This is a genomic window from Xanthomonas sp. D-99, from assembly GCF_017746145.1.
GTDB classification, from domain to species: Bacteria; Pseudomonadota; Gammaproteobacteria; order Xanthomonadales; family Xanthomonadaceae; genus Xanthomonas; species Xanthomonas cissicola.
Window position 1 is genome coordinate 26,003 of the sequence record NZ_JAGHWU010000018.1, and the last position, 26,824, is coordinate 52,826.

Genomic DNA, 26,824 nt, shown 5'->3' on the forward strand with positions numbered 1-26,824 from the left:
CCGCGCACCTGCATGGTCAGCGCTGCGCACCTTGCGCAACGCTGAGCTCCACTCTCCCCCTGTTGTACGCCTCAAAGGATTCGCCCGCATGCTGACCGCGCTCGGTTTCGGAATGGTGATCACCTTCATGTACCTGATCATGAGCAAGCGGCTATCGCCGTTGGTGGCTCTGATCACGGTACCGATCGTGTTCGCGTTGCTGGGCGGCTTCGGCACTGGCATCAACGAGATGATGCTCGAAGGCATCAAGAAGATCGCGCCCACCGGCGTGATGCTGATGTTCGCCATCCTGTACTTCGGGGTGATGATCGATGCCGGGCTGTTCGACCCGCTGGTCGGCCGCATCCTGCGCCTGGTCAAGGGCGACCCGCTGAAGATCGTGATGGGCACGGCGATCCTGGCGATGCTGATCTCGCTCGACGGCGACGGCTCCACCACCTACATGATCACCGTCTCGGCCATGTTGCCGCTGTACCAGCGCCTGGGCATGAACGCGCTCAACCTCACCTGCGTCACCATCCTTGCCAGCGGCGTGATGAACCTGACGCCGTGGGGCGGCCCCACTGCGCGTGCGGCCACCGCACTGCATGTGGAACCGGGCGATGTGTTCGTGCCGCTGGTGCCGGCCATGCTGCTGGCGATCGCCGGCATCCTTGCACTGGCATGGTATCTGGGCATGCGCGAACGTCGCCGCCTGGGCGTGGTGCGTCTGCCGGCGGACGGCAACTGGCTGGACACCAGCATCCCCGAAGACAACGACGCCCTGCCGCGCGTGGAAGACACCGAGGACATGAAGCGGCCCAAGCTGCTGTGGGTGAATCTGCTGTTGACGTTGGTCTTGATGGGCGCGCTGGTGAAGGGCGTGCTGCCGATGCCGGTGCTGTTCATGATCGGCTTCGCGCTGGCGCTGATGATCAACTACCCCAATCTGGCCGAGCAGCGCCGCCGCCTGGTCAACCACGCCGGCAACGTGCTGTCGGTGGTGTCGCTGATTTTCGCTGCCGGCATCTTCACCGGCATCCTGTCCAACACCGGCATGGTCGAAGCGATGTCGCGCAATTTTCTGGCCGTCATTCCCGACAGCTGGGGTCCGTACCTGGCGGTGATCACCGCCATCGTCAGCATGCCGTTTACGTTCTTCATGTCCAACGACGCGTTCTATTTCGGCGTGCTGCCGATCCTGTCCGAAGCCGCAGGCCATTACGGCATCACCCCGGTGGAAATGGCCCGCGCTTCGCTCGCCGGCCAGCCGGTGCACCTGCTCAGCCCCCTGGTGCCATCGACCTACCTTTTGGTCGGGTTGGCCAAGGTCGACTTCGCCGACCATCAACGCTTCACGCTCAAGTGGGCGGTGCTGATTTCGCTGTTGATGCTGGGCGGCGGGTTGTTGTTTGGCCTGTTCCCTTTGGCGCGCTAGCCGCGCGCCGGAATTCGGCATTCGGGATTGGGGATTCGCAAAACGCGAACGCCAATGACCGCTGTGGCGAATCCCCTCATTCCCGATCCCGAATCCCAACTCCCAACTCCGAAGGAGTTACACAATGACTCTCCGCATCGCATACGTCACCAGTGGCATGGGTAGTGTCGGTACCGCGATCTGCCAGAGGCTGGCGCGCAGCGGGCATACCGTGGTTGCCGGTTGCGGGCCTAATTCGCCACGCAAGGCGTCGTGGTTGCGCGAGCAGCGCGAGTTGGGCTTCGATTTCGTGGCATCCGAAGGCAATGCCGCCGATTGGGAGTCCACCGTGGCTGCGTTCGCCAAAGTCAAGGCCGAAGTCGGCGAGATCGATGTGCTGGTCAACAATGCCGGCGGCAGCCGCGACACCTTGTTCCGGCAGATGACGCGCGACGACTGGAATGCGGTGATCGCCAGCAACCTGCATTCGCTGTTCAACATCACCAAGCAGGTGGTCGACGGCATGACGTCGCGCGGCTGGGGGCGCATCGTCAACATCGGCTCGGTCAGTGCACACAAGGGCCAGATCGGGCAGATCAATTTCGCCACCGCCAAGGCGGCAATGCATGGCTTCAGTCGCGCGTTGGCGCAAGAGGTCGCCTCGCGCGGGGTCACCGTCAACACCATCTCGCCCGGCTATATCGCCAGCGCCTCGATCAGCAGCTTTCCACCGGATGTGCTCGATCGCCTGGCCACCTCGGTGCCGGTGCGCCGGCTCGGCAAACCGGCCGAAGTTGCCGGACTGTGCGCCTGGCTCGCCTCCGATGAGGCCGCCTATGTCACCGGTGCCGATTACGCGGTGAATGGCGGGCTCTACATGGGCTGAGCAGCGCACACCCGACGGCCGTTGCGCTGTACGCACAACACGCTCTCGCCGCGCACCTGTGCATGTCCCGCTGCCCGCCCGCCCCGCATGTCCGGCGCCCGATCTGCGGGAGCGCCCACAAGGCCAGCAGATCCGTGCGCGTGTGCGCCCCGCCAGCGTGCACAAGCAGCCGCCACCGTGCGGACAACCCGCCTCTAGTGCGAACTGATTACACTCTGGCTTTTCCGCAGCGCGCTGCCATGGCCAAACCTTCAGACCGCACAACGCTCACTGCCCGTCCGCAGATGGCCGACATCGCGCGCATGGCGGGCGTGTCCGAATCCACTGTGTCGCGTGCCCTGGCCGGCAGCCCGGTCGTGGCCGAACGCACCCGCGCCTATATCAAGCAGATTGCGGCCGATGCCGGCTATCAGGTCGACCCGGTGGCACGCAGCCTGCGCGCCAAACGCTCCAACACCGTGAGCGTGGCAGTGCCGATGATGCATGCGCTGGATCAGCCGCTCTCGGACCCGTTCTTGATGACCATGCTGGCGCTGCTGGCCGAAGAGCTCACCGGACGCGGTTACAGCATGCTGCTGTCCAAACTGGACCGGCATCAGGATGGCTGGGTGGAACAACTTGCGCGCGGCAGCCGCTCCGACGGCGTCATCGTGCTGGGGCAAAGTTCCGAACACGCCGCGCTGGATGCAGCCGCACGCGACGGCCTGCCGATGGCGGTATGGGGCAGCCGCATCGATGGGCAGTCGTACATCAGCGTGGGCAGCGACAATTTCCAGGGCGGCGTGCTGGCCACCGAACATCTCATCGCCAGCGGCCGCCAACGCATCGCCTTTTTGGGCGATGACCAATTACCAGAGGTGGCGCCGCGATTTGCCGGCTATCGCCACGCGCTGGAACGGCACGGGCTGGAATTCGATACGCGGCTGCACGCGCGCAGCCATTTCGTCAGCGAAGATGCTTACCGCCTCACCCGCGCGATGCTCAAGAAAGCCGACCCACCCGATGGCTTGTTCGCCGCTTCCGATGTGATCGCCGTGGGTGCAATCCGCGCCCTGGTCGAGGCCGGCCACCGCGTGCCGCAGGACATCTCGCTGGTGGGCTTCGACGATATCCCGCTGGCTGCCTACAGCCAACCGCCGTTGACCACCGTGCAGCAGGATCTGGGCCTGGCAGCGCGGCTGTTGGTCGATCGGCTGCTGGCATTGATTGCAGGCGAGCAAGTGCAATCGGTTGAAATGCCGGTAAAGCTGGTGGTGCGCGAGTCGGCGTGAGGCCGGGAATCGGGAATCGGGAATCGGGAATCGGGAATCGGGAATCGCAAGAGCCTGCACAGCCGCAAGCCGGGCGCAACTGCGGCGTGGTCGCCACGGCATTGAAAGGCGGCCGTTATGCAGCGACGCAGGCGGGGTGACTACGCCTGCACCGCCTTCGGCTTGCGCAAGCGCACGCACAGCATCGCCGCTGCCGCTGCCAGCATCAGCGCGCCGGCCAGGCGGACCACGTTGCGCGGGTCGCCGTGCAGCACATGCTCGTAATACAGCGGCAAGGTGACGATCTGGATCAGCATCGGCAGCACGATGAACAGGTTGAACAGGCCCATGTACACGCCGGTGCGCTCGGGCGGAATGCTATCGGCCAGCATCAGGTACGGGTTGCCCATCATGCTGGCCCAAGCCAGGCCAATGCCGATCATCGGCAGCAACATCAGCCAGCGATTTTCGATGCCAGGCAGCAGCCACATGCCGATACCGGCGGCGACCAGGCAGGCCGCATGCGTGTACTTGGGACCGAAGCGACGCACCACCGGCACCATCGCAAACGCCGCCACAAACGCGACGAAATTGTAGAACCCGCCGATCTGCCCATTGACCAGACCGGCCTCGCGGAAACCATGCGAGGTGGGGTCGGTGGTGCCGAACAATGTGGTCGACAGCGACAGCACGATGTATTGCCAGTAGCAAAAGATCGCGTACCACTGAAACAGCATGACCGGTGCCAACTGGCGCATGGTGGGCGGCATCTCGCGCAGCGCGGTGCCGATTTCGCGCACGGTCGCCCCCAGCCCGGCGCCGCTCTGGCGGATGCGTGCGATCTCTGCCGGCGCGATCGCCGGTTCGCGCACGCTGCGTGCCGTGAGCAGGATCGAGCCCGCTGAAAAGCCCGCGCCGATCACGAACGCAGCGATGGTGACGTAGGGGATGTGGTGTGCGTTGGCAGCGTCCTGGTTCATGCCCATCCACACCAGCAACGGCGGCGTGAGGTAGGCCAGCGTCTGCGCAAGGCCGGTAAATGCGCTCTGGGTGAGATACCCCAGCGGTCGCTGGGGCGGCGCCAGTACGTCGCTCACCAGCGCACGGTAAGGCTCCATTGCCACGTTGTTTGCCGCATCCAGCACCCACAGCAGGCACACCGCCATCCACAGCGCGGTACTGAACGGCATCGCCAGCAGGCACAGGCTGCACACCAACGCCCCCAGCACCATGTACGGCATGCGCCGGCCCCACCGCGTCACCGAGCGGTCGCTCCAGGCCCCGACGAACGGCTGCAGCACCAGGCCGGTGATCGGCCCGGCCAGCCACAGGTATGGCAGGTTGGCGTGGTCGGCGCCCAGGTAGTTGTAGATCGGACTCATGTTGCTCTGCTGCAGCCCGAAGCTGTATTGCACGCCAAAAAAACCGGCGTTGAGCGCCAGGATGCGCGCGAAGGAGAGCGGAGGAACGGTCGACGACATGCAAAGCCCTGGGCATCGGTGCGGCTCCCGGTGGCCGCAGCGCACTGTACCCTGCCGTCTTTGCAATCGATTGTAACGCTGCGTCGCAACACATTATCCGTCTGGAATAAATCAGATCTATTTCGATGTTTATGCTGCGCCGCAAGATTGCAATCGATTGTATTGCGGCGTATTACTGCGCTCGCACTGCAGGCCACATGGCCGCTCCCTGGGAGGGGACGATGCAGGCGTTGGCACACCACCATCTGTGAGAGAGAGAATCGCAATGTCCACCTTGCACACCATGCGCCTGCATGCCCTGGCCTGCGCGGTCGTGTCCTGCCTGTGCGCGCCCGCGGCGCTGGCCCAGGACACCGCCGCGGCTGCACCGGCCACGCCGCCGGCTGCCGACAGCGCCACGGTCAATCTGGATTCGGTGTTCGTCACCGGTACGTCCACCGCCACCACCAAACTCAAATCCAGCGTCTCGGTCAGCACCGTCGGTGCCGAGGCCATCGAACAATCGGCGCCGCGCAGCACCGCAGAAATCTTCCGCAATATCCCCGGCATCCGCTCCGAATCCAGCGGTGGCGAAGGCAATGCCAACATCGCCGTGCGTGGGTTGCCGGTGGCCTCCGGCGGCGCGAAATTCCTGCAGCTGCAGGAAGACGGCCTGCCGGTGATGGAGTTCGGCGATATCGCCTTCGGCAACTCGGACATCTTCCTGCGTTCGGATTTCACCCTGGACCGCATCGAAGCCATCCGCGGCGGTTCGGCGTCCACCTTCACCAGCAACGCGCCCGGCGGCATCATCAACTTCATCAGCAAGACCGGCGACACCGCAGGCGGCAGCGTCGGCGTCAGCCGCGGCCTGGACTACGACAACACCCGCATCGATTTCAATTACGGCGCACCGTTCGCAGAGCAGTGGCAGTTCAACATCGGCGGCTTCTTCCGCCAGGGCGATGGCGTGCGCGATGCCGGTTACACCACCGACAAGGGCGGCCAACTCAAGGCCAACCTCACCCGCCTGTTCGACAATGGCTATGTGCGCGTGTATGGCAAATACCTCAACGACCGCGCCGCCGGCTACCTGCCGGTGCCCACCTCGGTGCGCGGCCGCGATGGCTCGCCAGACCTGGGCGGCTTTCCCGGTTTCGATCTCGGCAACGACACCTTGTACAGCCGCAATTTCCGAACCGACGTGGGCCTGGACGGCAACAACCAGCCGCGCCGCACCGATCTGGGCGACGGCATGCACCCCATCTCGCGCACCATCGGTGCCGAGGCCTGGTTCGACCTGGGCAACGGCTGGAACCTGAGCGAGAAGTTCCGCGTCGCCGACAACAGCGGCCGCTTCGTCAGCCCGTTCCCGGCCGAAGTCACCGACGCCGCGTCGCTGGCCGCGTCCATCGGCGGTGCCGGTGCGCAGCTGGTGCAGGCCAGCGGCCCCGACGCCGGCCAGACCTATACCGGCAATGCGATCCGCACGCACCTATTTAACGTAGCCATCAACGACCTGGGCAACGTCACCAACGACCTCAGCGTCTCGCGCGAGTTCGGCGGCGACGGGCGGACGCTGAACCTGCGCATGGGCTATTACAGCTCGCGCCAGACCATCGACATGGACTGGACCTGGAATTCCTACGTGCAGAGCCTGGGCCGCAATTCGCGCTTGCTCAACGTGGTGGACGCGGCCGGCGTCTCACGCTCGCAGAACGGCCTGTACGCCTATGGCACACCATTCTGGGGCGACTGCTGCGTCACCCGCAGCTACGATGTGCGTTACGACGTCAACGCGCCCTACGTTGCGCTGACCTTCGACAGCGGCAAGTTCAGCATCGACGGCAGCCTGCGCTACGACATGGGCGATGCGCGCGGCAGCTACAACGGCACCGCCATCGCACAGAACCTGGACGTCAACGGCGATGGCGTGATCCAACCGGTGGAACAGCGCGTGGCCACGGTCGACACCGCCAATTCGCGGCCGGTGGACTACGATTGGAATTACCTGTCGTACTCGCTGGGCGGCAACTATCTGATCACCGACGACCTGGGCGCGTTTGCGCGCATCAGCCGCGGCGCACGCGCCAACGCAGACCGTTTGTTGTTCGGCGTGGTGCGCGACGACGGTTCGGTATCTTCCGAGGAAGGCGTCAATGTGGTGCGCCAGGCCGAAGCGGGCCTGAAGTGGCGCCGCGACGGGCTGAGCCTGTTCGCCACCGCGTTCTCTGCGCGTACCCAGGAGCAGAACTTCGAAATCACCAGCCAGCGTTTCTTCAATCGCAGCTATGAAGCGCACGGCGTGGAACTGGAAGCCAGCTACCGCTATGAAGGGTTTACCCTCAACGGCGGCCTGACCTGGACCGATGCAGAAATCTCGCGCGATCAGATCACCCCGGAAAATGCCGGCAACGTGCCGCGCCGCCAGGCCGATGTGGTGTGGCAGCTCACGCCCAGCTACCGCGGCGACAACTACCAGTTCGGCGTGAACCTGATCGGCACCACCGACGCCTACACGCAAGACGCCAATCAGTTGAAGATGCCCGGCTACACGCAGGTGAACCTGTTCGGCGACTACCGCGTCACCGATGCGCTCACCGTGGCGCTCAACGTCAACAACCTGTTCAACACCTTTGGCCTGACCGAAGCCGAAGAGGCGACCATCCCGGCCAATGGCATCATCCGTGCGCGTTCGATCGCCGGCCGTACCACCAGCATCAGCCTGCATTACGACTTTTAAGGACCCCGCGCCGGGTTCTGCCCGGCGGCTTCCAATGAGCACCTGCCCGATCGATTCCCCCGCACTGCGCGCGGCTTTTGCCGGGCCGCTGGACCCGCAACACGCCGAGGTGCTGTTGTCGCGCTACGACCAGCACGCGTCGCGTTTGCTGGAGGCCTTGCATGCGCTGTACGGCCAGCGTGCCGACTATGCGTCGTGGTTGGCGCAATGGCTGGGCGAGGTGGGCGACATCGCCCGGCAACGTCCGCAAGCGTTGCAAACGCTCGACAGCACGCGGCACGCTGGCTGGTTCGGCGAACCGCACATGCTCGGCTACAGCGCCTATGCAGACCGCTTTGCCGGCACGCTGCAAGGCGTGGCCGAACACGTGCCGTATCTGCAGGAACTGGGCGTGCGCTACCTGCACCTGCTGCCATTCCTGCAGGCACGCGCCGGCGACAACGACGGCGGCTTTGCGGTCAGCGATTACGGCCAGGTGGAACCCAGCCTGGGCAGCAACGACGACTTGATCGCGCTCACCAGCCGCCTGCGCGAAGCCGACATCAGCCTGTGCGCTGACTTCGTGCTCAATCACACCGCCGACGATCACGCCTGGGCACAGGCGGCCCGCGCCGGCGACGCACGCTATCTCGACTACTACCATCACTTTGCCGACCGCAACCTGCCCGACCGGTACGAAGCCACGCTGGGGCAGGTGTTTCCGCACACCGCGCCCGGCAACTTCACCTGGGTGGACGACACCGCCCAGTGGATGTGGACCACGTTCTACCCGTATCAATGGGATTTGAACTGGAGCAACCCGGCGGTGTTCGGCGACATGGCCCTGGCGATGCTGCGGCTGGCCAATCTGGGCGTGGAAGCATTCCGCCTGGATTCCACGGCCTATCTGTGGAAGCGCATCGGCACCGATTGCATGAACCAACCCGAGGCGCACACCCTGCTGGTGGCACTGCGCGCGGTGACCGATATCGTCGCGCCGGCGGTGGTGATGAAGGCCGAAGCCATCGTGCCGATGACGCAACTGCCACCGTACTTCGGGAGCGGCACGGACCAGGGCCACGAATGCCATCTGGCGTATCACAGCACCTTGATGGCGGCCGGCTGGTCGGCACTGGCGTTGCAACGCGGCGACATCCTGCACCACGTGATCGCGCACAGTCCGCCTTTGCCGCGCCACTGTGCATGGCTGAGCTATGTGCGTTGCCATGACGATATCGGCTGGAATGTGCTGCAGCACGAAGCCTCCGGCAATGCAGCGCAGCCGCCGTTCTCGCTACGCGATGTGGCGCGCTTCTATGCCAATGCGGTGCCGGGCAGTTACGCACGCGGCGAGAGCTTCCAGAGCAGCGGCGACGGCGTGCATGGGACCAATGGCATGGCTGCTGCACTTGCGGGCATTCAGGCCGCGCAGGAGGCAGGCGATGCAGCGGCGTTGGAAGTTGCAGTGGACCGGCTGGTGTTGCTGTATGCCGTTGCGCTTGCCATGCCGGGCGTTCCGTTGATCTACATGGGCGACGAATTGGCGATGGTCAATGACCCCGGCTACCGCGATGACCCGCACCGCCAACATGAAGGCCGTTGGCTGCATCGGCCGGCGATGGATTGGCAGCTTGCCTCCCAGCGTCACGATGCCAAGAGCCTGAGTGGCACCGTGTACCGACGCTTGCGTGGATTGATCCGGCAACGTGCCGCGTTAGGCGCGTTGGCAGCAGATCAAGCACTGGCAAGCATTGCGCTGAATGATCCTCGCTTGTTCGCGCTGGCGCGTGGCGACAGTTTCATCGCCTTGCATAACTTCAGCGACCAGCCGCTCGACGTGGAGCTTGCGGCGATCGGCGTCGATGGATGGACACTGCTGGCCATCGATGACGCGGTTGCTGGCGCCGCTGCAAGGGACGATGTATCGATCGTGCTTCCGGCCTACGGCGTGCGCTGGCTACAGCGTGGGGACTGAACATGCACCCGATAAGCGTGCGCGGTGGTCTGCCGCGCGTTTGGTGAGCAGCACCTTCGTCTGAGCCGGCTGTGCGCTGACCCATTTACTAGCGCAACACGGCCCGCGCGCGGGAGCGCGCGGGCCGTGCATTGAGTCCCGACGGGAACGGGCTCTTCAAGCCCGTCAATGGCCAGGATCAGCGCTTAGCCATTGCGAGCAAGGTCTCTGCGGCCTTCTCGGACGAGGCGGGGTTCTGGCCGGTGACCAGGGTGCCGTCGGTGACCACGTACACGCCCCAGTCGGCGCCCTTCTCGTAGTTGCCGCCGAGTTCGGTCAGCACGTCTTCAACCAGGAACGGCACGATCTTGGCCAGGCCCACGCCTTCTTCTTCGCGATTGGTGAAGCCGGTGACGCGGCGACCATTGACCAGCGGCTTGCCGTCGCTGCCCTTGACCCGACGCAGCGCGCCTGGTGCATGGCACACAAGACCGAGCGGCTTGTCGGCCTTGGCGAACGCTTCGATCAGCGCGATCGAATCGGCGTCCTCGGCCAGATCCCATAGCGGTCCATGGCCGCCCGGGTAGAACAGCACATCGAAGTCATCGGCCTTGACGTCGGCCAGACGGTGCGTGCTTGCCAGGGCCTGTTGCGCCTCGGAATCCTGCTTGAAGCGCTTGGTCGCATCGGTCTGTGCGTCGGGCTCGTCGCTCTTGGGGTCCAGTGGCGGCTGGCCGCCCTTGGGCGAAACCAGGGTGATGTCTTCGCCTGCATCCTTGAACACGTAGTACGGCGCGGCGAATTCTTCCAGCCAAAAACCGGTTTTCTTGCCGGTGTCGCCGAGCTGGTCGTGGGACGTCAGCACCATCAAAACTTTCATCGCGTTGCCTCGTGTCATGGCCCAACTGGGCAAGGAGGCCAGTGTGCAGTTCAGCCCGTTGCAGCCTCGTGTAGAGTCCTTGGCGCCCGCTGCAAATGTTCATAGATGTAGCGATCGCGTCCAACACACCAAGGCGCCCGACAGGCGTGAGCCGCCGGTGCTCGTCGCCGCAGGTGCCTTTCGGACACGCCGGCTCCTGCGCGCCATCAGCGCCCACCCAGCCACTGCTCGCTAGGCGTTGCGAGCCGCTCCAGGGCACCGCAGTGCGCCGCAACGGCCGCATGTGCCTTGCCTCACACATTCATTGCCGGCGGCTGCAGTTGATCCATGCGGATGCGGTTGGCGAACAACGAGAACGCCAGCATGCCAGCCAGTCCGCTGACACGGCTCACCCACGGCGGCAGCCAGCGTGGGGCCAGCAGTACGCCGCTGTCGAACAACGGCGCAAGGCGCGCTACATCGCCCAACGCCATCTTGCCGGCGAACAGGTAACGGCACAGCTGCAGCTGGTCGCGCTGCAACGAATGGCGGAAGAAGGTGTGCACCGCGACCAACCCACGCAGATACACGGTGTCCTTGGTGAAGGCACCGCCGCCACTGGTCGGCACGCCGCGGAACACGCGCTGCGCCGACGAAAAACTTTCTGCAGCGCTCTGCCCGCCTGCGGTGAAATAGCGAAATACCTCGATGAAATCCGCACCCGAGCGTGCCATCGCAATCGCTTCGATGCGCAGGCTGATGCGCTTCATGCGTTCGATATCGATGCTGCCGGTGATCTGCTCGGCAAACGTGGCCAAGCCTTCCTGCGTTGCGGTCGTGCGCGGTGAAGAAATGCCCAGGCTGGGCAGATGCACCTGCGCGCGTCCGTTGAGCGCCGTCAGCGAATGCACCAGCGCTTCGTGATGGAACAGCTGCGCGCGGTCGTAATCGCTGAACGTGGCACCGGTGCGCAAGCGAATGCGATGCGCGCCGGCAGCCGCCTTGGCGAGCAGATCCGGATCGAGCGTGACAGTGATGACGCGCCCCTCGAAAAACCCATCCAGATCGTTCTGCAACTGCATGCGCAACGCCGTCGCCGAGACCGGCACCTGCTCTTCCGGCGCCATCAGCTCGCGATCCAGTTCCTGCGCGATCTGGATGAAATGCTGTGCCGCTTCGCGGGTACTCGGCCCGTTGCCCGGCATCGGGTCTTCCGGCACGCCGAACAATTGCGCCGAGTAATCGCTCACCGCCGTGGTGCCCAACGACTCCAGCAACCCTGCGGCAAGACTCCAGCTATGCGCCGAATCGATGAGGTATTCGCCCAGCGGATGATGCGTGTCGGCATCCCTGGCGATGGCGGCCAGTTCGCGCCGGGTATCGCCGAAATCCAGCGTTGGGTACTCGACCTGCGGCAGTTCCGGCTGCCCGCGCGCCACGCTGTCGAGAAACGGCTCCTGCAGCGAGCGCGGCCAGCTGGCCAAGGCCAGCAGACGCACACCGCGCACGGCCTTGACCAGGCGCGCATCCAGCGCCGCGTGATGGACGATGTCCGGCGGCCCCTTGCGCGAGGGCATCAGCGCCGTCCGGGACGATCGACGCTGGCCGGCCGCTTGCCAGAGCCCTTGCCGCGATTGTTCTGCGCAACACGGGCGGCGAGTTTTTCGGCCGCGCTGGCCACTTCCATGCGCAGCTTCATGTAGTTGGCCACCCGCTCCGGGTCCAGCTCGCCGGCATCGATCGCCGCTTGCACCGCACAGCCCGGCTCGGCGACATGCGCGCAATCGTTGAAGCGGCACTGCGCCGCCAGCGCCTCCACGTCCGAAAAACCGCCTTCGGCCAGATCCTCTTCGCCGGTCGGCTTGAGCTCGCGCATGCCGGGCGTGTCGATCAGGCACGCCCCGGACGGCAACGGAATCAACGCACGGTGCGTGGTGGTATGCCGGCCACGCGAATCGTTCTCGCGCACGGCATTGGTCTTCATCTTCTGCGTGCCGAGCAGCGTATTGGTCAGGGTCGATTTGCCCGCACCGGACGAGCCCACCAGCACCGCGGTGCGGCCATCGCCCAGCCACGGCCGCAACGCGGCCACGCTGTCCGGATCCCTGGCATTGACCGCGTGCAACGGAATATTCTGCGCCTCCAGCTCTTCCAGCACCGCCAACGCGTCTTCGGCGTATTCGATCTGATCGGCCTTGGTCAGCACCACCACCGGCTGCGCACCGCCACCGCCCACCAGCAACAGATATCGCTCGATACGACGCGGATTGAAGTCCGCATCCAGCCCGCACACGATGAACACCGTATCGATATTGGCCGCGATCACCTGCTGGTGGTAATGCTCGCCGGCCGCTCCCCGCTTGATCGAGGTGCGCCGCGGCAGCAGCGCCACGATGCGCTTGCCCTCCATCAACACCCAGTCGCCCACCGCCGCACGCTCATGGCTGGGAAAGCGCGGCCGCTGCCACTCCGGCAACGACTCGGCCTTCAGGCTGGCCTCGGGCGTATCGGCCACCACATAGCCGGTACGGTGCTGCTCCACCACCCGCGCCGGCAGCGCCTGCGGATGCGCGGCGAAGACCGCCTGCCAGGACGCTTCTTCAGGCGGCCCCGGCCAGGGCCAGCCAATGGATTGGAGGGTGGGGTAATCGGGGGATGTGTCGCTCATGGGGCAATTCTAGCTGGCTGGCCACAGCGGCTTGTGCAAGCGTGTTGCTGCCCGGAGCCTGACGCCCCTTGACATCGTTGCCGATGCAAGCATGTCCGCCTGTCATATTTCCGATACCATGCCAAGTCTCACGCCTACAACCGGCCCATCGCATGTCCACAGCCCCGCAAAAGCCGCTCGCGATCCGTGAGCGTCTGTCCGAAGTCCGCTACGAAATCCGGGGCGAACTGGCACGGCGAGCGCGGGAGTTGGAGGCGCAGGGCCGCAAGCTGATCAAGCTCAATATCGGCAACCCGGGCGCATTCGGGTTCCGTGCGCCGGAGCATCTGCAGCGCGCCATCGCCGACGACATGGGCCGCACCGACCCGTACACCCATCAGCAAGGCCTGCCGGAGGCACGCGAAGCGGTCGCCAAGGCATATTCGCGGCGCCAGCATCCAGATGCGCATCCGGACCGCATCTTCATCGGCAACGGCGTCAGCGAGCTGATCGATCTGTCGCTGCGTGCGCTGCTCAACCCCGGCGACGAAGTGCTGGTGCCCTCGCCCGACTATCCGCTGTGGTCGGCCGCGACCATCCTCAACGACGGCCGCCCGGTGTATTACCGCTGCGCACCGGAGAACGGCTTCCAGCCAGACCCGGTGGAGATCGAGACGCTGGTGTCCTCGCGCACCCGCGCCATCGTGCTGATCAATCCGAACAACCCCAGCGGCGCCAGTTATTCGCGCGAGTTGCTGGAACGCATCGTGGCGATCGCCACCAAGCACAATCTGCTCTTGATGGTCGATGAGATCTACGACCAGGTGCTGTACGACGGCGCAGCGTTCGTGCCGGTCGCGCCGCTGGCCGGTGCGCACCCGTGCATCACCTTCAGCGGGCTGAGCAAGGTGCACCGCGCCTGCGGCTGGCGCGTGGGCTGGGCGTTGCTGTCCGGCGACCAGGCGCGCATCAACGACCTGCGCAATGCGATGGACCTGCTCGGCGCCTTGCGCCTGTGCGCCAACGTGCCGGGCCAGTACGCCATCGATGCGGCGGTGAACGGGCCCGACACCATCTCGGCGCTATGCGCGCCTGGCGGGCGTCTGTATGAAACCCGCCGCGCAGTGATCGACGCCTGCGCGGCCAGCGAGCATCTGTCGCTGGTGGTACCGGCCGGTGCGCTGTACGCATTCCCGGCAGTGGTGGGTGCGGCGGCGCGCAACTTCGATGACCATGCGTTCGCACTCGATTTGATGAATGAAGAAGGCGTGCTGGTGGTTCCCGGCTCCAGCTTCAACGTGCCGTATCGCCATCATTTCCGCGTGACCTTGATGCCGGAAGCCAGTGTGATGCGCGATGTGTTCGCGCGTATCGATCGTGCCTTGGCACGCCGCGCCGAAGCCGCCACCAAGGTGGTTCCACTCAAGCCACGCAGCGTGGCCTGATGGCTGCGCTTGGCACGCCGCTGCGCTATGTGGCGCTTGGCGATTCGTACACCATCGGCGAAGGCGTTGCGCCTGCCCAGCGTTGGCCATCGCAACTGGTCGACGGCTTACGTGCTTACGGTTGGAACGTGGCGCCGCCGCAGATCATCGCCACCACCGGCTGGACCACCGACGAATTGCAGGCCGGGATCGACGCGGCTGCACCGCAGGGGCCGTTCGCGTTGGTGAGCTTGTTGATCGGCGTCAACAACCAGTACCGCGGGCGCTCGTTGGACGAGTACCGCCAGCAATTCGATGCCCTGCTGCTGCGCGCAGTTGCATTCGCAAACGGCCACCCAGCACGCGTGTTCGTGCTGTCGATTCCCGATTGGGGCCTGACCCCATTTGCGCGCGCGCGCAGTGGCGATGCCGCGTTGATCGGTGCGCAGATCGACGCATTCAACGCGATCGCTGCCGACCGCTGCAGTGCGCATGCGGTGCGCTTTGTCGACATCACGGCCACCAGCCGCGATGGCGGCGATGCGGTGGACATGCTGGTGGACGACGGCTTGCATCCTTCCGGTGCGATGTATGCGCGTTGGACAGCACTGGCGCTACCGGCAGCGCGCGATGCGCTGGGGGCAGTTGGATCGTTGGACACACTCGTCTAAGCGTCGCTGGGCAACGCAGACTGTGCCGCCGCCAGGTGGCTGCGGCCAGCGCTCGGAATCAGGATCTAGCAACCTTCCGCTGCACATCTTGCATGCGGCCCACGCCCATCTGATGACTGCACGCTACGTGTAGGCAAGGCATCAGGTCAAAGCGTTGTCCTGCGCTTTTGTGCGCGGTGGATTTGCGCTCATGCGCTTTGCACCTGCCTGGCAGCGCGAGATGTCGCACCCAGTCTGTGCCAGTCGTCTTTTTGACGTCGATGCGGCAGGACCAGGCGCTGCGCACAGGCCTTTCAACACGCGCAATACGGAGACCCGGCACCGATGCATCCGCGGTCACGCACCGCATACTGCCAACCCGCCCTACCCCAACCAGCCCGGCAAGCCCTAAGCTAGCCTTGCAGCACGCCTGATTGCCAAGGAACGACATTGCACACCACTGCCACCCAACCGATGAGCCGCGCGCAGGCGTTGACGATTGCACGCGCATTTCTGCCGGCGCATCCGCTGGGCAACCGCTACGACTACTACTACACGCAAGCCAAGCTGCGCACCGACCCGCTGTATCCGGGCGTGCTGGCCGAGCTGCGCACCACCACTGCGCCAGTGCTGGATCTGGGCTGCGGGCTCGGCCTGCTGGCCCATGCACTTCGCGCCGATGGTCAGGCATTGGCGTATCACGGGGTGGATGTGGATGCGTCCAAGATTCGCCGCGCACGGCACATCGCGCAGCGCTCGAACCTGGACACTACCAAGTTCGAGGTAGTGGATCTGAGCGTGGCATGGCCGCAGCATCGGGGCAGCGTCACCATCCTGGACGTGCTGCAGTATTTGCAAGCGGACATGCAGGCCAGTCTGCTGCGCAGCGTGGCGCAGATGCTCACGCCCGGCGCGAAGCTGGTGATTCGGAGCGCACTGGGCGATGCCAGCAGCCGTGGCCGCACCAGCCGTGTCACCGACGTCCTGGCGCACCTGAGCGGCTGGATGCAGCGGATGCCGCGCAGCTATCCCACGCGCGACAGCCTGCAGGCGCATCTGGACGCGGCCGGTCTGCGCGCCACGTTTGCGCCGTTGTATGGCAACACGCCGTTCAACAACTGGCTGATCGTGGCCGAGCCACGCTAGGCACCGCGCTGCCTGCGACGAGCTACCCGTAGCGAGCAATCGTCGACTACACAGAGAGCGCGACGGAATTGCCGTGTACAGGCGGTACAGGGCCACCCAATACCGGCCGCGCCCGCCAGGCGGTGAGCGCAGTCGTTTTGTTCGTCGTGCTTAATCCGGCCGCCGCCCCACCAACCCACGCGCCTGCATCGCCTCCAGCACGCCGCGCAGGATGGTGAGGTTGTGGCCGTGCGCAGCGCCTTCATGCAGCAGCACGATGGCGCCGGGTTGCAGGTCGCGCACGATGCGGGCAATGGTGGTGTCCGGCTCGCAGCGCACGCCGTCGAAACCGCGCGCGCTCCAGGCCACCCGGGTCAGGCCGTGCGCGCGCAGCGGCGAGGCGACGAAGGGGTTGGTCATGCCGACCACCGAACGGTACAGCCGTGGCGCCTGGCCGGTGATGCACGCCAGCACGCGCTGCGCTTGGCCGATTTCCTGTGCCATCCGGCGCGGCCCCAGCGCCCAGAACCAGGCTTGCGGATGGGTGTGGCTGTGGTTGCCGATGCCATGCCCGCGACGCACCATGTCGCGCACCAGCTCGGGCCGCTGCTCGGCACGCGCGCCGACCACGAAGAACGTTGCCTTGGCATCGTAAGCATCCAGCAGGTCGAGGATGGCCGCGGTGTCGTCGGACGGGCCATCGTCGATGGTCAGCCACACCTGCGGCGCGCGACCGGGTAACCGGGCCAGCACCGGCGCGTACAGCCCCGCGCGCGGCAGGAACACCGGCACCACGAACAGCGCGTGCGACAGCAGCAGCGCAGGCAGCCCCCAGGCCCAGCCCAGATGCCACCACAGCAGTGCCACCGCTACCTGCGAGAGGGCCAACAGGCCTACCCAGCGGTAGGGGCGCGAAGGGGTGCGATACAGCGTTTCCGGCGTGGTCATGCCCAATGATGCCATGCGGCGTAGAATGCCCTGTCTCCACGCTGCCACCGAAGTACTGCCATGTCTCTCGATCCCGCCCTGCGTTCCCGTATCGATACGCTGCTGCAGTCCAGCCGCGTGGTGCTCTTCATGAAAGGCCAGCCCGGCATGCCGCAATGCGGTTTTTCGGCCAAGGCGGTCGGCGTGCTGGACGGCCTGGGCGTCGACTATGCCCACGTCAACGTGCTGGCCGACCAGGAAATCCGCGAGGGCATCAAGGCCTATGGCGACTGGCCGACCATCCCGCAGCTGTACGTGGACGGCGAGCTGATCGGCGGCAGCGACATCATCGTGCAGATGGCCGATAGCGGCGAGCTGAGCAGCATGCTCGGCCTGCAGGCGCCCGACCGCAGCCCGCCCAAGATCACCATCACCCCAGCCGCGGTCGAGATGCTCAAAGGTGCGCTGGCCGATGCGCCGGATGCCTCGCTGACGCTGGCCATCGATGCCAATTTCCAGCCCAATTTCCAGCTGGCGCCGACCAACCCGAACGCCATTGCGGCTGAATCCAACGGACTGCGCGTGCAGTTCGACCTGGCCAGCGCGCGTCGTGCCGACGGCATCACCATCGATTGGGTCGACGACATCCGCGGCCGCGGCCTGGCCATCGATAATCCCAATGCACCCAAGCCGGTGCAGGAGCTGTCGGTGCGCGACGCCGACGACCGTCTCAAGGCCGGCAGCCTGACCCTGGTGGACGTTCGCCCGGCCGACGAGCGCGCGCTGGCCACGGTGGCCGCACCGTTCCGCACGCTGGATGCGCACGAGCGCGCCGCCATCGAACAGTTGCCCAAGGACACCCCGCTGGCGTTCCTGTGCCACCGCGGCGGCCGCAGCCTGCAGGCCGCCGAACATTTCCGTGGCCTGGGCTTCACCAACGTCTACAACGTCACCGGCGGCATCGATTCGTGGTCGGACGAGGTGGACAACGGCGTGGCGAAATACTGAGCAAGACATCAGCGGTCGTCGCACGGTCGCGGCTGCCGCTCACCGGTCATGCTCCCTCTGCAGACTGCCGCGCTTGCGACGACTGCGTGAGCGCAGCTTGCTCAGAAGCAGGCTAGGCCGGCACACCGCATACCGAAACGGGCGCTCCCTGGAGCGTCCGTTTTTTCATGGATCAACCTGCACAAGGACATCGCTGCAATGCATACCCGCCTGCTCTCTGTCGCCCTGGCCGCGCTGCTACCGTTGGCCACCCACGCTGCCGAACCGTCGCGCGCGGTGCTGTTGGTCCAGACCTACGACAACCAACCGAGTGATGATCCGCTGGAATACATCCCGGTCTGGCTCGGCAAGGGCGTTGCCAAGGAATCGACCCTACCCAAGTCACTGCTGGGCCAGCCGTTGCAGGTCTTCAACGCAGGCGTTTCCACGGGCAACGTGCGGCTTGCGGCACTGACGGTGGACGACAACAGCATGTGCGGCGGCACCGCGAAGCTGCGCATCAAGGGCAACCCCACGCTGTCCGATTCGCCGCTGCTGTCGACCGTGGATGTGAATCCCGGCAAGCGCTTTGCCGGCCGCGCCGCCACCACCAGCGAACAGGCCGAGCTGTTCGCCCAGGTGAACAACACCGCGCAGCTGCGCAAGCGCGTCAAGCCGGCAGCCCTGGCGCAGGCGCTGGCCGCGTTCAATGCCGATCGCGCGCAGGATCTGGCGGCGCTGCAGATCGTCACCGATACCCAGCAACCGCAGCGACGCGTGGCGATCCTGACCTCCAACCATCCGATCGAGACCGGCAACCCCGACAACCCCACCGGCGTGCTCGTCGTCCTTGCGATCTTCGAGCATGACGGCAGCCGTTGGCAGTTCCGCAAGGGTCACGCTGCCAGCGGCTGCGACGATTGCGAAGACCTGCCGCTGCGCACGCATCTGCTGCAATTCGGCGATATCGACGGCAACGGCACGCTCGATTTCGTGCTGGCCGAAAGCGGCTACGAAAGTTACGGGTTTTATCTGCTGCTCGGGGAAGGCGCCAGCTGGCGTTCGGAAGCATTGCCGGGCGGCTGCTGATCGCCCTTGACTGCTCGCGCACTGCCTGGTGCGGCATGGGCATGGCGGAATCTTCTGCGTTGCGAGGTCCGCCTCTGTCCGGCTGCAGCAGCGTCGTTGCCCGCGCTGCGCGGCAGACCTCGAGCATCGGCATGCAGATGGCCGATGCCGGTCTTTAGCCGGCAAATCCCCCGTCATCCAGAAACTGCTGCTCTTCTGCCGTGGCCTCACGCCCCAGCACCGCATTGCGGTGCGGGAACCGGCCAAAGCGCTGAATGATGCGCTGATGCTCCAACGCCCAATGGGTGGTCTGTGGATCGCCCAATGCAGAGATCAGCTGCACCGCTCGCGCCTGCTCATCGGCGTCTTCGGCATGCTCGAAGGGCAGATAGAAAAACAGGCGCAGTTGCGCCGACACCTGTTGATCGAAGCCGCTGGCGAGCGCCTGTTTGGCGTGCCGCAGTGCCAGGCCATCGGTGGCATAGGCATGCGCGCTGCCGCGGAACGCATTGCGCGGAAATTGATCCAGCAGGATCAGCAAGGCCAGTGCGTCTTCGGCGCGCGCCATCCACTGCACGTACTCGCCCCGTGCGGCGGCAAAATGCTGCTCGCTGAAGTGCTGGCGAAAATTGGCATCGAAGGCATCGTTGTGCGTGAACCAGCGGGCCGCACCGGCCAGCTCCCAGAAAGCCAACACCACATCGGCCTGCTTGTTGCGCTCTGTTTTGGCAATCATCGGCACACCCCCTGACGAATTCGGCATAGCATGCACGGGTGCATGTGATGAGCCCGCCGCTCTCAACCTCCAGCACTTGGCAAGCACGCCGCCGACGACTAGGTTGGCGGCTGACGTTTTCGTTTTACCGGGGAAATCCATGCGTTCCATCCTGTTCGCCGCGCTGGGCGCGGCGGTGCTGTGCGGGCCTGCGTCTGCGGCATCTGCAGCATCGCGCTTCGTGCAAGATCCCTACCCCAGCACCTATCGCGCGCTCGCGTCCGCTCCGGTGCTGATCCGGCACGCCACCGTGCTCACCGGCACCGGCGAGCGGCTGGACGATGCCGACGTGCTGCTGCGCGATGGCAAGGTGGCTGCGGTGGGCAAGGCGCTCGAGGCGCCCGCAGACGTGCGCCGTATCGACGGCACCGGCAAGTGGGTGACCCCCGGCATAATCGATGTGCACTCGCATCTGGGCGTGTATCCCAGCCCGGGCGTCAGCGCGCATAGCGACGGCAACGAGATGACCGCACCGGTGACGCCCAACGTATGGGCCGAGCACTCGATCTGGCCGCAGGACCCAGGCTTAGGCACTGCGCTTGCCGGCGGCATTACCTCGCTGCAGGTGTTGCCGGGCTCGGCCAATCTGATCGGCGGGCGCGGCGTCACGCTCAAGAACGTCGCCTCCACCACCTACCAGGGCATGAAATTTCCCGGTGCACCATGGGGCCTGAAGATGGCCTGCGGCGAAAACCCCAAACGCGTTTACGGCCAGAAAGGTGGCCCCGGCACGCGCATGGGCAACGTGGCCGGCTACCGCGCTGCGTTCATCGACGCGGCCGAGTATCTGCAGAAGAATGCACCGAAAAAGAAAACCGCCAAGAAGCGCCATTGGTGGAGCCGCGGCGGCGACAACGACAGCAGCGGCGATGCCGGCGGCAAGCGCGATCTCAAGCTCGACACACTGGCCGGTGCCATCAACGGCGATATCCGCGTGCACATCCACTGCTACCGCGCCGATGAGATGGCGACCATGCTGGATCTGTCCAAGGAGTTCGGCTTCCACATTGCCGCCTTCCATCACGGCGTGGAGGCGTACAAGCTGGCCGACCGCCTGGCGCAGGACAACGTCTGCGGCGCGCTGTGGGCCGACTGGTGGGGCTTCAAGATGGAAGCCTTCGACGGCATCCAGGAAAACATCGCGCTGGTCGATCGCCCCGCCAACAGCTGCGCCATCGTGCATTCGGATTCGGAAGAAGGCATCCAGCGGCTCAACCAGGAGGCCGCCAAGGTGATCGCCAACGCGCGCCGCAGCGGCATGGAGATTCCGCCAGAGCGCGCCATCCGCTGGCTCACCAGCAATGCTGCCAAGGCGCTGGGCATCGAGCAGCAGACCGGCGCACTGGAGCCGGGCAAGATGGGCGATGTGGTGGTGTGGAACGGCAACCCTTTCAGTTCGTATGCGCTGGCCGAACAGGTGTATATCGACGGCGCGCAGGTGTATGACCGGCACAATCGCGCACTGCAGCCGGTGTCGGACTTCATGCTTGGCCAGGAGGTGGCACGATGAGCCGCGCAACCGTTGTGCGCCCGCGTTTGCGCGCGCTCGCGGCGCTGGTGATGGCCACGCTGGCATTGCCGGCCTTCGGGCAGCAGGTGTTGATTCGCGGCGCCACCGTGCACACGGCCACCGCGCAAGGCACCCTGCAGAACACCGACGTGCTGGTGCAGGGCGGCGTGATTCGCGCCATCGGCCGCAACCTGGCAGTACCCACCGACGGCCGCGTGGTCGAAGCAAAAGGCCGCCCACTGACGCCGGCCTTGTTCGGCGGCATTACCGAGATCGGTATCGAAGAAGTCTCCGGCGAAGAAAGCACCGTGGACAGCGGCGTCAAGCTGGCCGATCAACCGATGCGCCCGGAATTCGACGTCACCCTGGCCTACAACCCCGATTCGGTGCTGGTGCCGGTGGCGCGCGTGGAGGGCATCGGCTTCACCGCGTTGGGGGCGACCACCAGTGGCGCCTTCATCGCTGGCCAGGGCGGCATCGTGCGGCTGGATGGCAGTCCGGATCCGGTAGGCCCGCCTGCCTTGTTCCTTCGCATCGGTGCAGCGGCGTCCGATCTCACCGGCAGCTCGCGCGCGGCGCAATGGATGTTGCTGGATCAACTGGTCGCCGAAGCACGCGGGCGTATCCCGGCCGATTCGCCGCATGCACTGCTGGCCCCGGTTGGACGCGGTGTACTCGCAAACTATCTGGCCGGCCACGGTCGCATCGTGGTGCAGGTGGAACGCGCAGCCGACATCCGCCAGCTATTGCGCTGGGCGCAGCGCGAAAAGGTGCGCATTGCCATTGCCGGCGGTGCCGAAGCCTGGAAGCTCGCGCCGCAACTGGCGCAGGCCAAGGTCCCGGTGTTGGTCGACGCGCTGGCGGATCTGCCATCGACCTTCGACCAGATTGGCGCGACGCTGGAAAACGCCGCACGTCTGCGCGCTGCCGGCGTGGAGGTCAGCTTCACCCAAAACGGCGATGCTTCGCACAACGCGCGCAAACTGCGCCAGCTGGCCGGCAATGCGGTCGCCAATGGCTTGCCATGGGAATCCGGCCTGGCCGGTCTGACCCGCGTGCCGGCGGACATCTTCGGCGTGGGCGATCGCATCGGCAGCATTGCGGTCGGCAAGCAGGCCGATCTGGTGCTGTGGGAAGGCGACCCGCTGGATGTGGCGCATTATGCCGAGCAGGTCTGGCTGGGCGGCCACGACATGCCGATGCGATCGCGCCAGAGCGAGCTGCGCGACCGCTACATGCAGCAGCCCGGCCCGCTGCCGCGCGCCTATCTGAAGTAGGCGTGCGGTGGTTGCTCAAGCGCCACCTGAGCATGGTCTTTCATCGTTGGTGTACCGGCACAGCGGGTACCGGCACACCGCTTCACCGCTTGGCTGCTGTGCACAGGCGATGTGCTGTCATGGCGTCCTGCCGCACCTTGCTGGCGGCCTTCGCTCTAGTGATGTTTCCCACAAGGCCTATCGCATGTTTTCGGTTTCGCTCCTGACAGCGCGTTGCCGCCTTGGCGTCTTGCCCCGGCACATGCCACGCGCCCACCTCGCCGTTGCACGACCGTGAGCTCGCTCTTCCACGGTAGCGGCTTGCGTTCGATCGATCGTGCGGTGTTGCGCCAGGCGCCTGCCAATCTGCAACGCGGCATGGAAGCGGTGGGCGGGCGCCTGATTCTCACTGCCGATGCGCTGCTGTTTCAGCCGCATGCATTCAATGTGCAGTGCCAGTCGCTGAGCGTGCCCTTGCGGCAGATCGTGGCGATGCAGCCCTGCTGGACGCGCCTGTTCGGCCTGCTGCCGATCGCGCCGACATCGCTGGCAGTACGGCTGGATGACGGAAACCAATACCGCTTCGTGATCGGCAAGCGCACGCAATGGATGGCGGACATCGCCTCGGCACGGGATGCCTTGCGCTGAGCGATGCAACATCGCCGGTGCCTCGCACAAACCGCTGGCAGGGCGACTGTTCACTGCCAGGGCCGCAAGCGGCCGGTGATCCGTGCGGCATGTCCGCTCGTGCAGCGCATTTGCCGTCCGCCCTCCACGCCAACCGACAACGGTTCCTGGCGTTTTGGTAGCCTCTCCATGGCAGACGCCAGAACTGCTTATTGCAGTTACCCACTGTGGCGACGGTCAGCGATGCCCGCAAGTAACCAACGACTCTACCTTGATCGCTGGAATTTCGAACAGTGCGCACAGTCTCCATCTTCAGCACTCGCCTGGCATCGCGCGCACGCATCGCGACCACGCCTTGCTTCCGGACACTCACCCGCATGCCTCGCAATCGCCCACATACCTTCGCCTGTGCACTGCTGCTCTATGCCGGCGTCGGTACACCTGCGCTGGCCGACTTCGGGATCAGCCGCAGCGGCGACCGCGTGATCGTCGACAGCGGCGCCGAGCTGGTGTTTGCGGTCGATGCCCGTCATGGCGACATCGTGTCGATGCGTTATCGCGACAACGAACTGCAGACCACCGAATCGAAGGGCTCGCACATCGCTTCGGGGCTGGGCAGTGCCAGTGTGGATGCGCGCATCGTTGGCGAGACGATCGTGGTCTCGGCCAAGGCCGGCGACTTGGTCCAGTACTACATCGCGCGCAAGGGCCGCAACGCGATCTACATGGCCACCGATGCGCCAAGCTTGCTGCCGGTGGGCGAATTGCGCTTCGTCGCCCGCTTGAACGTGTCCACGTTGCCGAATGCGCAGCAGGAGCCCGATTCCAATGTCGGCAAAGCGATCGAAGGCAACGATGTCTTTCTGTTGCCGGATGGGCGCACCAGTTCCAAGTTCTATTCCGCACGTCGAACGATGGACGACCAGGTGCATGGCGTCAGCGGCTCTGGCGTTGCCGTGTTCATGCTGATGGGCAACCGCGAGCGCAGCGCGGGCGGCCCGTTCTTCAAGGACATCGCCACGCAAAAAACCAGCGTGACGCATGAGCTCTATCACTACATGTATTCCGATCACACCCAGACCGAAGCGTTTCGCGGCGGCCTGCACGGTGTGTACGGGCTGCTGTTCACCGATGGAAGCGCGCCGTCGGGCGCGCAGCTGGACACCGCGTTCGTCGATGCCACGCTGGGCCTGAGCGGTTATTTGCCGGCAAGCGGGCGCGGCACCGTGAGCGGGCACGTCGGCGGCGTGCTGCCGGGCCAGCCGGCTGTCATCGGTCTGCGCAACGCGCAGGCGCAGTACTGGGCCACTGCCGATGGCAGCGGCGACTACCGGGTGACGGGTGTTCGCCCGGGCAGCTATCGCGTGACGCTTTACCAGAACGAACTGGACGTCGCACAACGCAACATCGAGGTTTCCGCCGGCGCCACTGCGCACGCCGCACTGCAGGCAGTCGTCTTGCCGGGCACGGTGAAGTGGCAGATCGGCATTCCCGATGGCACGCCGGCAGGGTTCAGACATGCGGACCTGTTACCGCGGGCGCACCCTTCCGATGCGCGCATGCACTGGTCTGCGGTGACCTATACCGTGGGATCGAGCAGCCTGAGCAGCTTCCCCGCGGTGCAGTGGCGCGGCATCAACACCCCGAGCCGGATCGACTTCACCCTGCCCGCCGACGAAGTGCGCGGCTATCGCCTGCGTATCTTCGTGCCGTTGGCACAGGGCGGCGCACGTCCGCAGATCAGCGTGAATGCACGCTGGAACGGACCGGTGCCTGCCGCGCCCATGCAACCAAAGACGCGCGGCACCGCGCGTGGCAACAACACCCTGTACGAAGTGGACATCCCCGCCGCTGCGTTGCAGGCCGGCAACAACCGCATCGAGATCGGCATTGCCTCCGGCTCCCCGGACAACGGTTACCTCAGCCCGGCAATCGTGTTCGACAGCATCCAGCTGGTGGCGTTATAGCAGCGTCCGAACACACGATCCGCGCCGCAGCCAGGCACGCGCGGCTGGTGCGTGGCGCCGGCGTGCAGCGCTCAGCCGTTCCGATGTTCTTCGCACCCGCACCGCCCGTTTAGCGGCACATTGCCAGCCGCTCCAGATCTGCGCGCCGGCACGTCCGCGACCACATGCCGCGCAGAGGCAGTCATCCATGCATCGCTCACCGTGAGCTCGCTCGAAATCCGATGCCGAGGCGACAGGCGCCACACACGGCACGTCGTTGTCATGTGCGCAGCGAACTACGCGGACAGTCACTGGCGCACAACGCACAGGCGGCGAGTCGCCAATCTCTGACAAAACCGTGTGCGTGCCGACCGGCACCGCCGACACGCACAACACCGCTGCGGCGGCGCTTACTTCGCATCCAAGGTCGCGCTGACCTTGGCCCATCCATTGCCGCGTACCACTTCAAAGCCCGCTTCGGCCGCGTGCAGATACATGCTGTTGCTGTAGCGGCCATCCTTGGAGCGGTTGTTCTGCAGCCAGGTCAGAAACGGCTTGGCATCCACGTTGAGGCTACCGCTGGTCTTCAGCGTCGGCTGGCCGGCAGTCCCGGTCGGGATGAAGGTGTAGACGTAATAGCCGGCGCCGGAATTGAAGCCTTCCCACAGGTCGAAGGTACGCCCGCCTGCGGTGATGACCTTGGTCGCAGTCACCGTGCCGACCGGCCAGGAATTGTGGTCGCCCCAGATCATTACTTCCAGCTGCGGATTGCCCTTTGCGGTGTCCCAGCGAAAGAAGATGTCGTAGGCGAAATCACCGGACAGGTTGGTGCCGCCTGCGCTGTAATTGAATTTGAATGGCAGCGAGCTGATCGAGGAGATCTGCTTGGGGAACAGCGTGTCGGTGGTCGGATTCCAGTTGTAATGCCAGCCGCGCACGATCGCGGGATAGCCGTAGAGGTTGTAGTCGGCGAAGTTGAAGGTCACCGTCAACTCCGGCGTACTGCCGGTGCCGAACGTCCCCTGGATGATGTTGTTGGGATCGTTGAAATTGTTCACCCACGCATAGTGGTTGCCAAAGATCTTGTACGGGCCGGCGAGCGCCACCGGGGTGAGCGCGACCAGACCGAAGGCGAGCGCCGCGGTCCACCAGCGCGCGGCGCGCCGCCGTTTGGTCGGCGCCTGGGCGCACGTCTGGACAAGGGAGCTGGATGGGCAGTTGTGCATAGTGACTCTCCGTATGATTCAACGCGGCGGCGCTGGTGCAGCGCCGTCGGGACCTGCCGTGCGGCAGCCGGGGTTGGACCCTAGCAGCGGCGCCGCGCGGGGAGCTATAACGATTCCGGCGGCGCCACC

General features: G+C 65.4%; 21 protein-coding genes and 1 other RNA gene. 15 read left to right on the forward strand and 7 right to left on the reverse strand.

Annotation, left to right across the window (positions count from 1 at the left end; translation table 11 throughout):
• Positions 1-88 precede the first annotated feature (88 nt).
• The 3 genes from J7360_RS08840 (at position 89) to J7360_RS08850 (ending at position 3,553) form a co-directional block, all read left to right on the forward strand.
• A complete protein-coding gene (locus tag J7360_RS08840; RefSeq protein WP_057663744.1) occupies positions 89-1,417 on the forward strand; it encodes a CitMHS family transporter in 1,329 nt (442 codons plus the stop codon).
• 124 nt (positions 1,418-1,541) lie between these two features.
• Positions 1,542-2,282, forward strand: a complete 741-nt coding sequence (gene phbB, locus J7360_RS08845; protein WP_007962607.1) for an acetoacetyl-CoA reductase — start codon at positions 1,542-1,544, stop codon at positions 2,280-2,282.
• A 239-nt stretch (positions 2,283-2,521) separates the two neighbouring features.
• The gene (locus J7360_RS08850; RefSeq protein WP_007963280.1) at positions 2,522-3,553 is read left to right on the forward strand and encodes a LacI family DNA-binding transcriptional regulator; all 1,032 of its coding nucleotides are present in this window, start codon (positions 2,522-2,524) and stop codon (positions 3,551-3,553) included.
• Between the two features lie 140 nt (positions 3,554-3,693).
• Here J7360_RS08850 and J7360_RS08855 read toward each other — a convergent pair whose 3' ends face one another.
• On the reverse strand, positions 3,694-5,013 hold the full coding sequence (locus J7360_RS08855; RefSeq protein WP_057663747.1) for an MFS transporter: 1,320 nt from the start codon (positions 5,011-5,013) through the stop codon (positions 3,694-3,696).
• Positions 5,014-5,278: 265 nt separating this feature from the next.
• Between J7360_RS08855 and J7360_RS08860 the strand changes: the two genes are divergently transcribed.
• Positions 5,279-7,735 (forward strand): TonB-dependent receptor, encoded by a 2,457-nt coding sequence (locus J7360_RS08860; protein WP_209033688.1) that lies wholly within the window; start codon positions 5,279-5,281, stop codon positions 7,733-7,735.
• 34 nt (positions 7,736-7,769) lie between these two features.
• Positions 7,770-9,689: an alpha-amylase family protein gene (locus tag J7360_RS08865; RefSeq protein ID WP_209033690.1), complete on the forward strand. Its 1,920-nt coding sequence runs from the start codon at positions 7,770-7,772 to the stop codon at positions 9,687-9,689.
• Positions 9,690-9,867: 178 nt separating this feature from the next.
• On the opposite strand, the gene J7360_RS08870 is transcribed toward J7360_RS08865, so the two are convergent.
• A complete protein-coding gene (locus J7360_RS08870; protein WP_209033692.1) occupies positions 9,868-10,548 on the reverse strand; it encodes a type 1 glutamine amidotransferase domain-containing protein in 681 nt (226 codons plus the stop codon).
• Positions 10,549-10,719: 171 nt separating this feature from the next.
• Between J7360_RS08870 and J7360_RS08875 the strand changes: the two genes are divergently transcribed.
• Positions 10,720-10,795, forward strand: a non-coding RNA gene (locus J7360_RS08875) — sX9 sRNA.
• A 46-nt stretch (positions 10,796-10,841) separates the two neighbouring features.
• Here J7360_RS08875 and J7360_RS08880 read toward each other — a convergent pair.
• Both J7360_RS08880 and rsgA read right to left on the reverse strand, forming a co-directional pair.
• On the reverse strand, positions 10,842-12,104 hold the full coding sequence (locus tag J7360_RS08880; RefSeq protein ID WP_057663759.1) for a flavohemoglobin expression-modulating QEGLA motif protein: 1,263 nt from the start codon (positions 12,102-12,104) through the stop codon (positions 10,842-10,844).
• The gene (gene rsgA, locus J7360_RS08885) at positions 12,104-13,195 is read right to left on the reverse strand and encodes a ribosome small subunit-dependent GTPase A (RefSeq protein WP_057663762.1); all 1,092 of its coding nucleotides are present in this window, start codon (positions 13,193-13,195) and stop codon (positions 12,104-12,106) included. The genes J7360_RS08880 and rsgA overlap by 1 nt, the downstream gene beginning before the upstream one ends.
• A gap of 152 nt (positions 13,196-13,347) precedes the next feature.
• Between rsgA and J7360_RS08890 the strand changes: the two genes are divergently transcribed.
• The 3 genes from J7360_RS08890 to J7360_RS08900 all read left to right on the forward strand — a co-directional run bounded on the left by J7360_RS08890 (position 13,348) and on the right by J7360_RS08900 (position 16,394).
• On the forward strand, positions 13,348-14,619 hold the full coding sequence (locus J7360_RS08890; protein ID WP_057663764.1) for a pyridoxal phosphate-dependent aminotransferase: 1,272 nt from the start codon (positions 13,348-13,350) through the stop codon (positions 14,617-14,619).
• A complete protein-coding gene (locus J7360_RS08895; RefSeq protein WP_057663767.1) occupies positions 14,619-15,269 on the forward strand; it encodes an SGNH/GDSL hydrolase family protein in 651 nt (216 codons plus the stop codon). Before J7360_RS08890 ends, J7360_RS08895 begins: the two co-directional genes overlap by 1 nt.
• Positions 15,270-15,722: 453 nt before the next feature.
• Positions 15,723-16,394, forward strand: a complete 672-nt coding sequence (locus tag J7360_RS08900; protein ID WP_209033706.1) for a methyltransferase — start codon at positions 15,723-15,725, stop codon at positions 16,392-16,394.
• 150 nt (positions 16,395-16,544) lie between these two features.
• Here the strand turns inward: J7360_RS08900 and J7360_RS08905 are convergent, their stop codons facing one another.
• Positions 16,545-17,336, reverse strand: a complete 792-nt coding sequence (locus J7360_RS08905; RefSeq protein ID WP_007963688.1) for a polysaccharide deacetylase family protein — start codon at positions 17,334-17,336, stop codon at positions 16,545-16,547.
• Between the two features lie 45 nt (positions 17,337-17,381).
• Here J7360_RS08905 and grxD point away from each other — a divergent pair, with 45 nt between their 5' ends.
• On the forward strand, positions 17,382-18,308 hold the full coding sequence (grxD, locus tag J7360_RS08910) for a Grx4 family monothiol glutaredoxin (protein ID WP_057663772.1): 927 nt from the start codon (positions 17,382-17,384) through the stop codon (positions 18,306-18,308).
• 198 nt (positions 18,309-18,506) lie between these two features.
• Positions 18,507-19,376: a hypothetical protein gene (locus J7360_RS08915; protein ID WP_057663775.1), complete on the forward strand. Its 870-nt coding sequence runs from the start codon at positions 18,507-18,509 to the stop codon at positions 19,374-19,376.
• 154 nt (positions 19,377-19,530) lie between these two features.
• Here the strand turns inward: J7360_RS08915 and J7360_RS08920 are convergent, their stop codons facing one another.
• Complete coding sequence (locus J7360_RS08920) at positions 19,531-20,097, reverse strand: DUF924 family protein (protein ID WP_173644191.1); 567 nt, start codon at positions 20,095-20,097, stop codon at positions 19,531-19,533.
• Positions 20,098-20,230: 133 nt separating this feature from the next.
• On the opposite strand from J7360_RS08920, the gene J7360_RS08925 reads away from it, so the two are divergent.
• From J7360_RS08925 to J7360_RS08940, 4 genes are all read left to right on the forward strand, one after another.
• Complete coding sequence (locus J7360_RS08925) at positions 20,231-21,640, forward strand: amidohydrolase (RefSeq protein ID WP_209033694.1); 1,410 nt, start codon at positions 20,231-20,233, stop codon at positions 21,638-21,640.
• On the forward strand, positions 21,637-22,917 hold the full coding sequence (locus tag J7360_RS08930) for an amidohydrolase family protein (RefSeq protein WP_057663780.1): 1,281 nt from the start codon (positions 21,637-21,639) through the stop codon (positions 22,915-22,917). The genes J7360_RS08925 and J7360_RS08930 overlap by 4 nt, the downstream gene beginning before the upstream one ends.
• A gap of 300 nt (positions 22,918-23,217) precedes the next feature.
• Entirely contained in the window at positions 23,218-23,544 is a 327-nt protein-coding gene (locus J7360_RS08935; RefSeq protein ID WP_057663783.1) for a hypothetical protein, read from the forward strand.
• Positions 23,545-23,900: 356 nt separating this feature from the next.
• Positions 23,901-25,490, forward strand: a complete 1,590-nt coding sequence (locus J7360_RS08940; RefSeq protein ID WP_209033696.1) for a rhamnogalacturonan lyase B N-terminal domain-containing protein — start codon at positions 23,901-23,903, stop codon at positions 25,488-25,490.
• Between the two features lie 389 nt (positions 25,491-25,879).
• Here J7360_RS08940 and J7360_RS08945 read toward each other — a convergent pair whose 3' ends face one another.
• The gene (locus tag J7360_RS08945; protein ID WP_007963675.1) at positions 25,880-26,695 is read right to left on the reverse strand and encodes a cellulase; all 816 of its coding nucleotides are present in this window, start codon (positions 26,693-26,695) and stop codon (positions 25,880-25,882) included.
• Positions 26,696-26,824 lie beyond the last annotated feature (129 nt).

What these genes read in the sequence shown, in the direction of transcription:
- J7360_RS08945 (WP_007963675.1), bottom strand. Translation starts at nt 26,695, where the DNA reads ATGCACAACTGCCCATCCAGCTCCCTTGTCCAGACGTGCGCCCAGGCG.
- J7360_RS08915 (WP_057663775.1), top strand. Translation starts at nt 18,507, where the DNA reads ATGCATACCCGCCTGCTCTCTGTCGCCCTGGCCGCGCTGCTACCGTTG.
- grxD (WP_057663772.1), top strand. Translation starts at nt 17,382, where the DNA reads ATGTCTCTCGATCCCGCCCTGCGTTCCCGTATCGATACGCTGCTGCAG.
- J7360_RS08850 (WP_007963280.1), top strand. Translation starts at nt 2,522, where the DNA reads ATGGCCAAACCTTCAGACCGCACAACGCTCACTGCCCGTCCGCAGATG.
- J7360_RS08930 (WP_057663780.1), top strand. Translation starts at nt 21,637, where the DNA reads ATGAGCCGCGCAACCGTTGTGCGCCCGCGTTTGCGCGCGCTCGCGGCG.
- J7360_RS08870 (WP_209033692.1), bottom strand. Translation starts at nt 10,548, where the DNA reads ATGAAAGTTTTGATGGTGCTGACGTCCCACGACCAGCTCGGCGACACC.
- J7360_RS08890 (WP_057663764.1), top strand. Translation starts at nt 13,348, where the DNA reads ATGTCCACAGCCCCGCAAAAGCCGCTCGCGATCCGTGAGCGTCTGTCC.
- J7360_RS08855 (WP_057663747.1), bottom strand. Translation starts at nt 5,013, where the DNA reads ATGTCGTCGACCGTTCCTCCGCTCTCCTTCGCGCGCATCCTGGCGCTC.
- J7360_RS08860 (WP_209033688.1), top strand. Translation starts at nt 5,279, where the DNA reads ATGTCCACCTTGCACACCATGCGCCTGCATGCCCTGGCCTGCGCGGTC.
- J7360_RS08880 (WP_057663759.1), bottom strand. Translation starts at nt 12,104, where the DNA reads ATGCCCTCGCGCAAGGGGCCGCCGGACATCGTCCATCACGCGGCGCTG.
- rsgA (WP_057663762.1), bottom strand. Translation starts at nt 13,195, where the DNA reads ATGAGCGACACATCCCCCGATTACCCCACCCTCCAATCCATTGGCTGG.
- J7360_RS08925 (WP_209033694.1), top strand. Translation starts at nt 20,231, where the DNA reads ATGCGTTCCATCCTGTTCGCCGCGCTGGGCGCGGCGGTGCTGTGCGGG.
- J7360_RS08905 (WP_007963688.1), bottom strand. Translation starts at nt 17,336, where the DNA reads ATGGCATCATTGGGCATGACCACGCCGGAAACGCTGTATCGCACCCCT.
- J7360_RS08900 (WP_209033706.1), top strand. Translation starts at nt 15,723, where the DNA reads ATGAGCCGCGCGCAGGCGTTGACGATTGCACGCGCATTTCTGCCGGCG.
- J7360_RS08895 (WP_057663767.1), top strand. Translation starts at nt 14,619, where the DNA reads ATGGCTGCGCTTGGCACGCCGCTGCGCTATGTGGCGCTTGGCGATTCG.
- phbB (WP_007962607.1), top strand. Translation starts at nt 1,542, where the DNA reads ATGACTCTCCGCATCGCATACGTCACCAGTGGCATGGGTAGTGTCGGT.
- J7360_RS08840 (WP_057663744.1), top strand. Translation starts at nt 89, where the DNA reads ATGCTGACCGCGCTCGGTTTCGGAATGGTGATCACCTTCATGTACCTG.
- J7360_RS08865 (WP_209033690.1), top strand. Translation starts at nt 7,770, where the DNA reads ATGAGCACCTGCCCGATCGATTCCCCCGCACTGCGCGCGGCTTTTGCC.
- J7360_RS08940 (WP_209033696.1), top strand. Translation starts at nt 23,901, where the DNA reads ATGCCTCGCAATCGCCCACATACCTTCGCCTGTGCACTGCTGCTCTAT.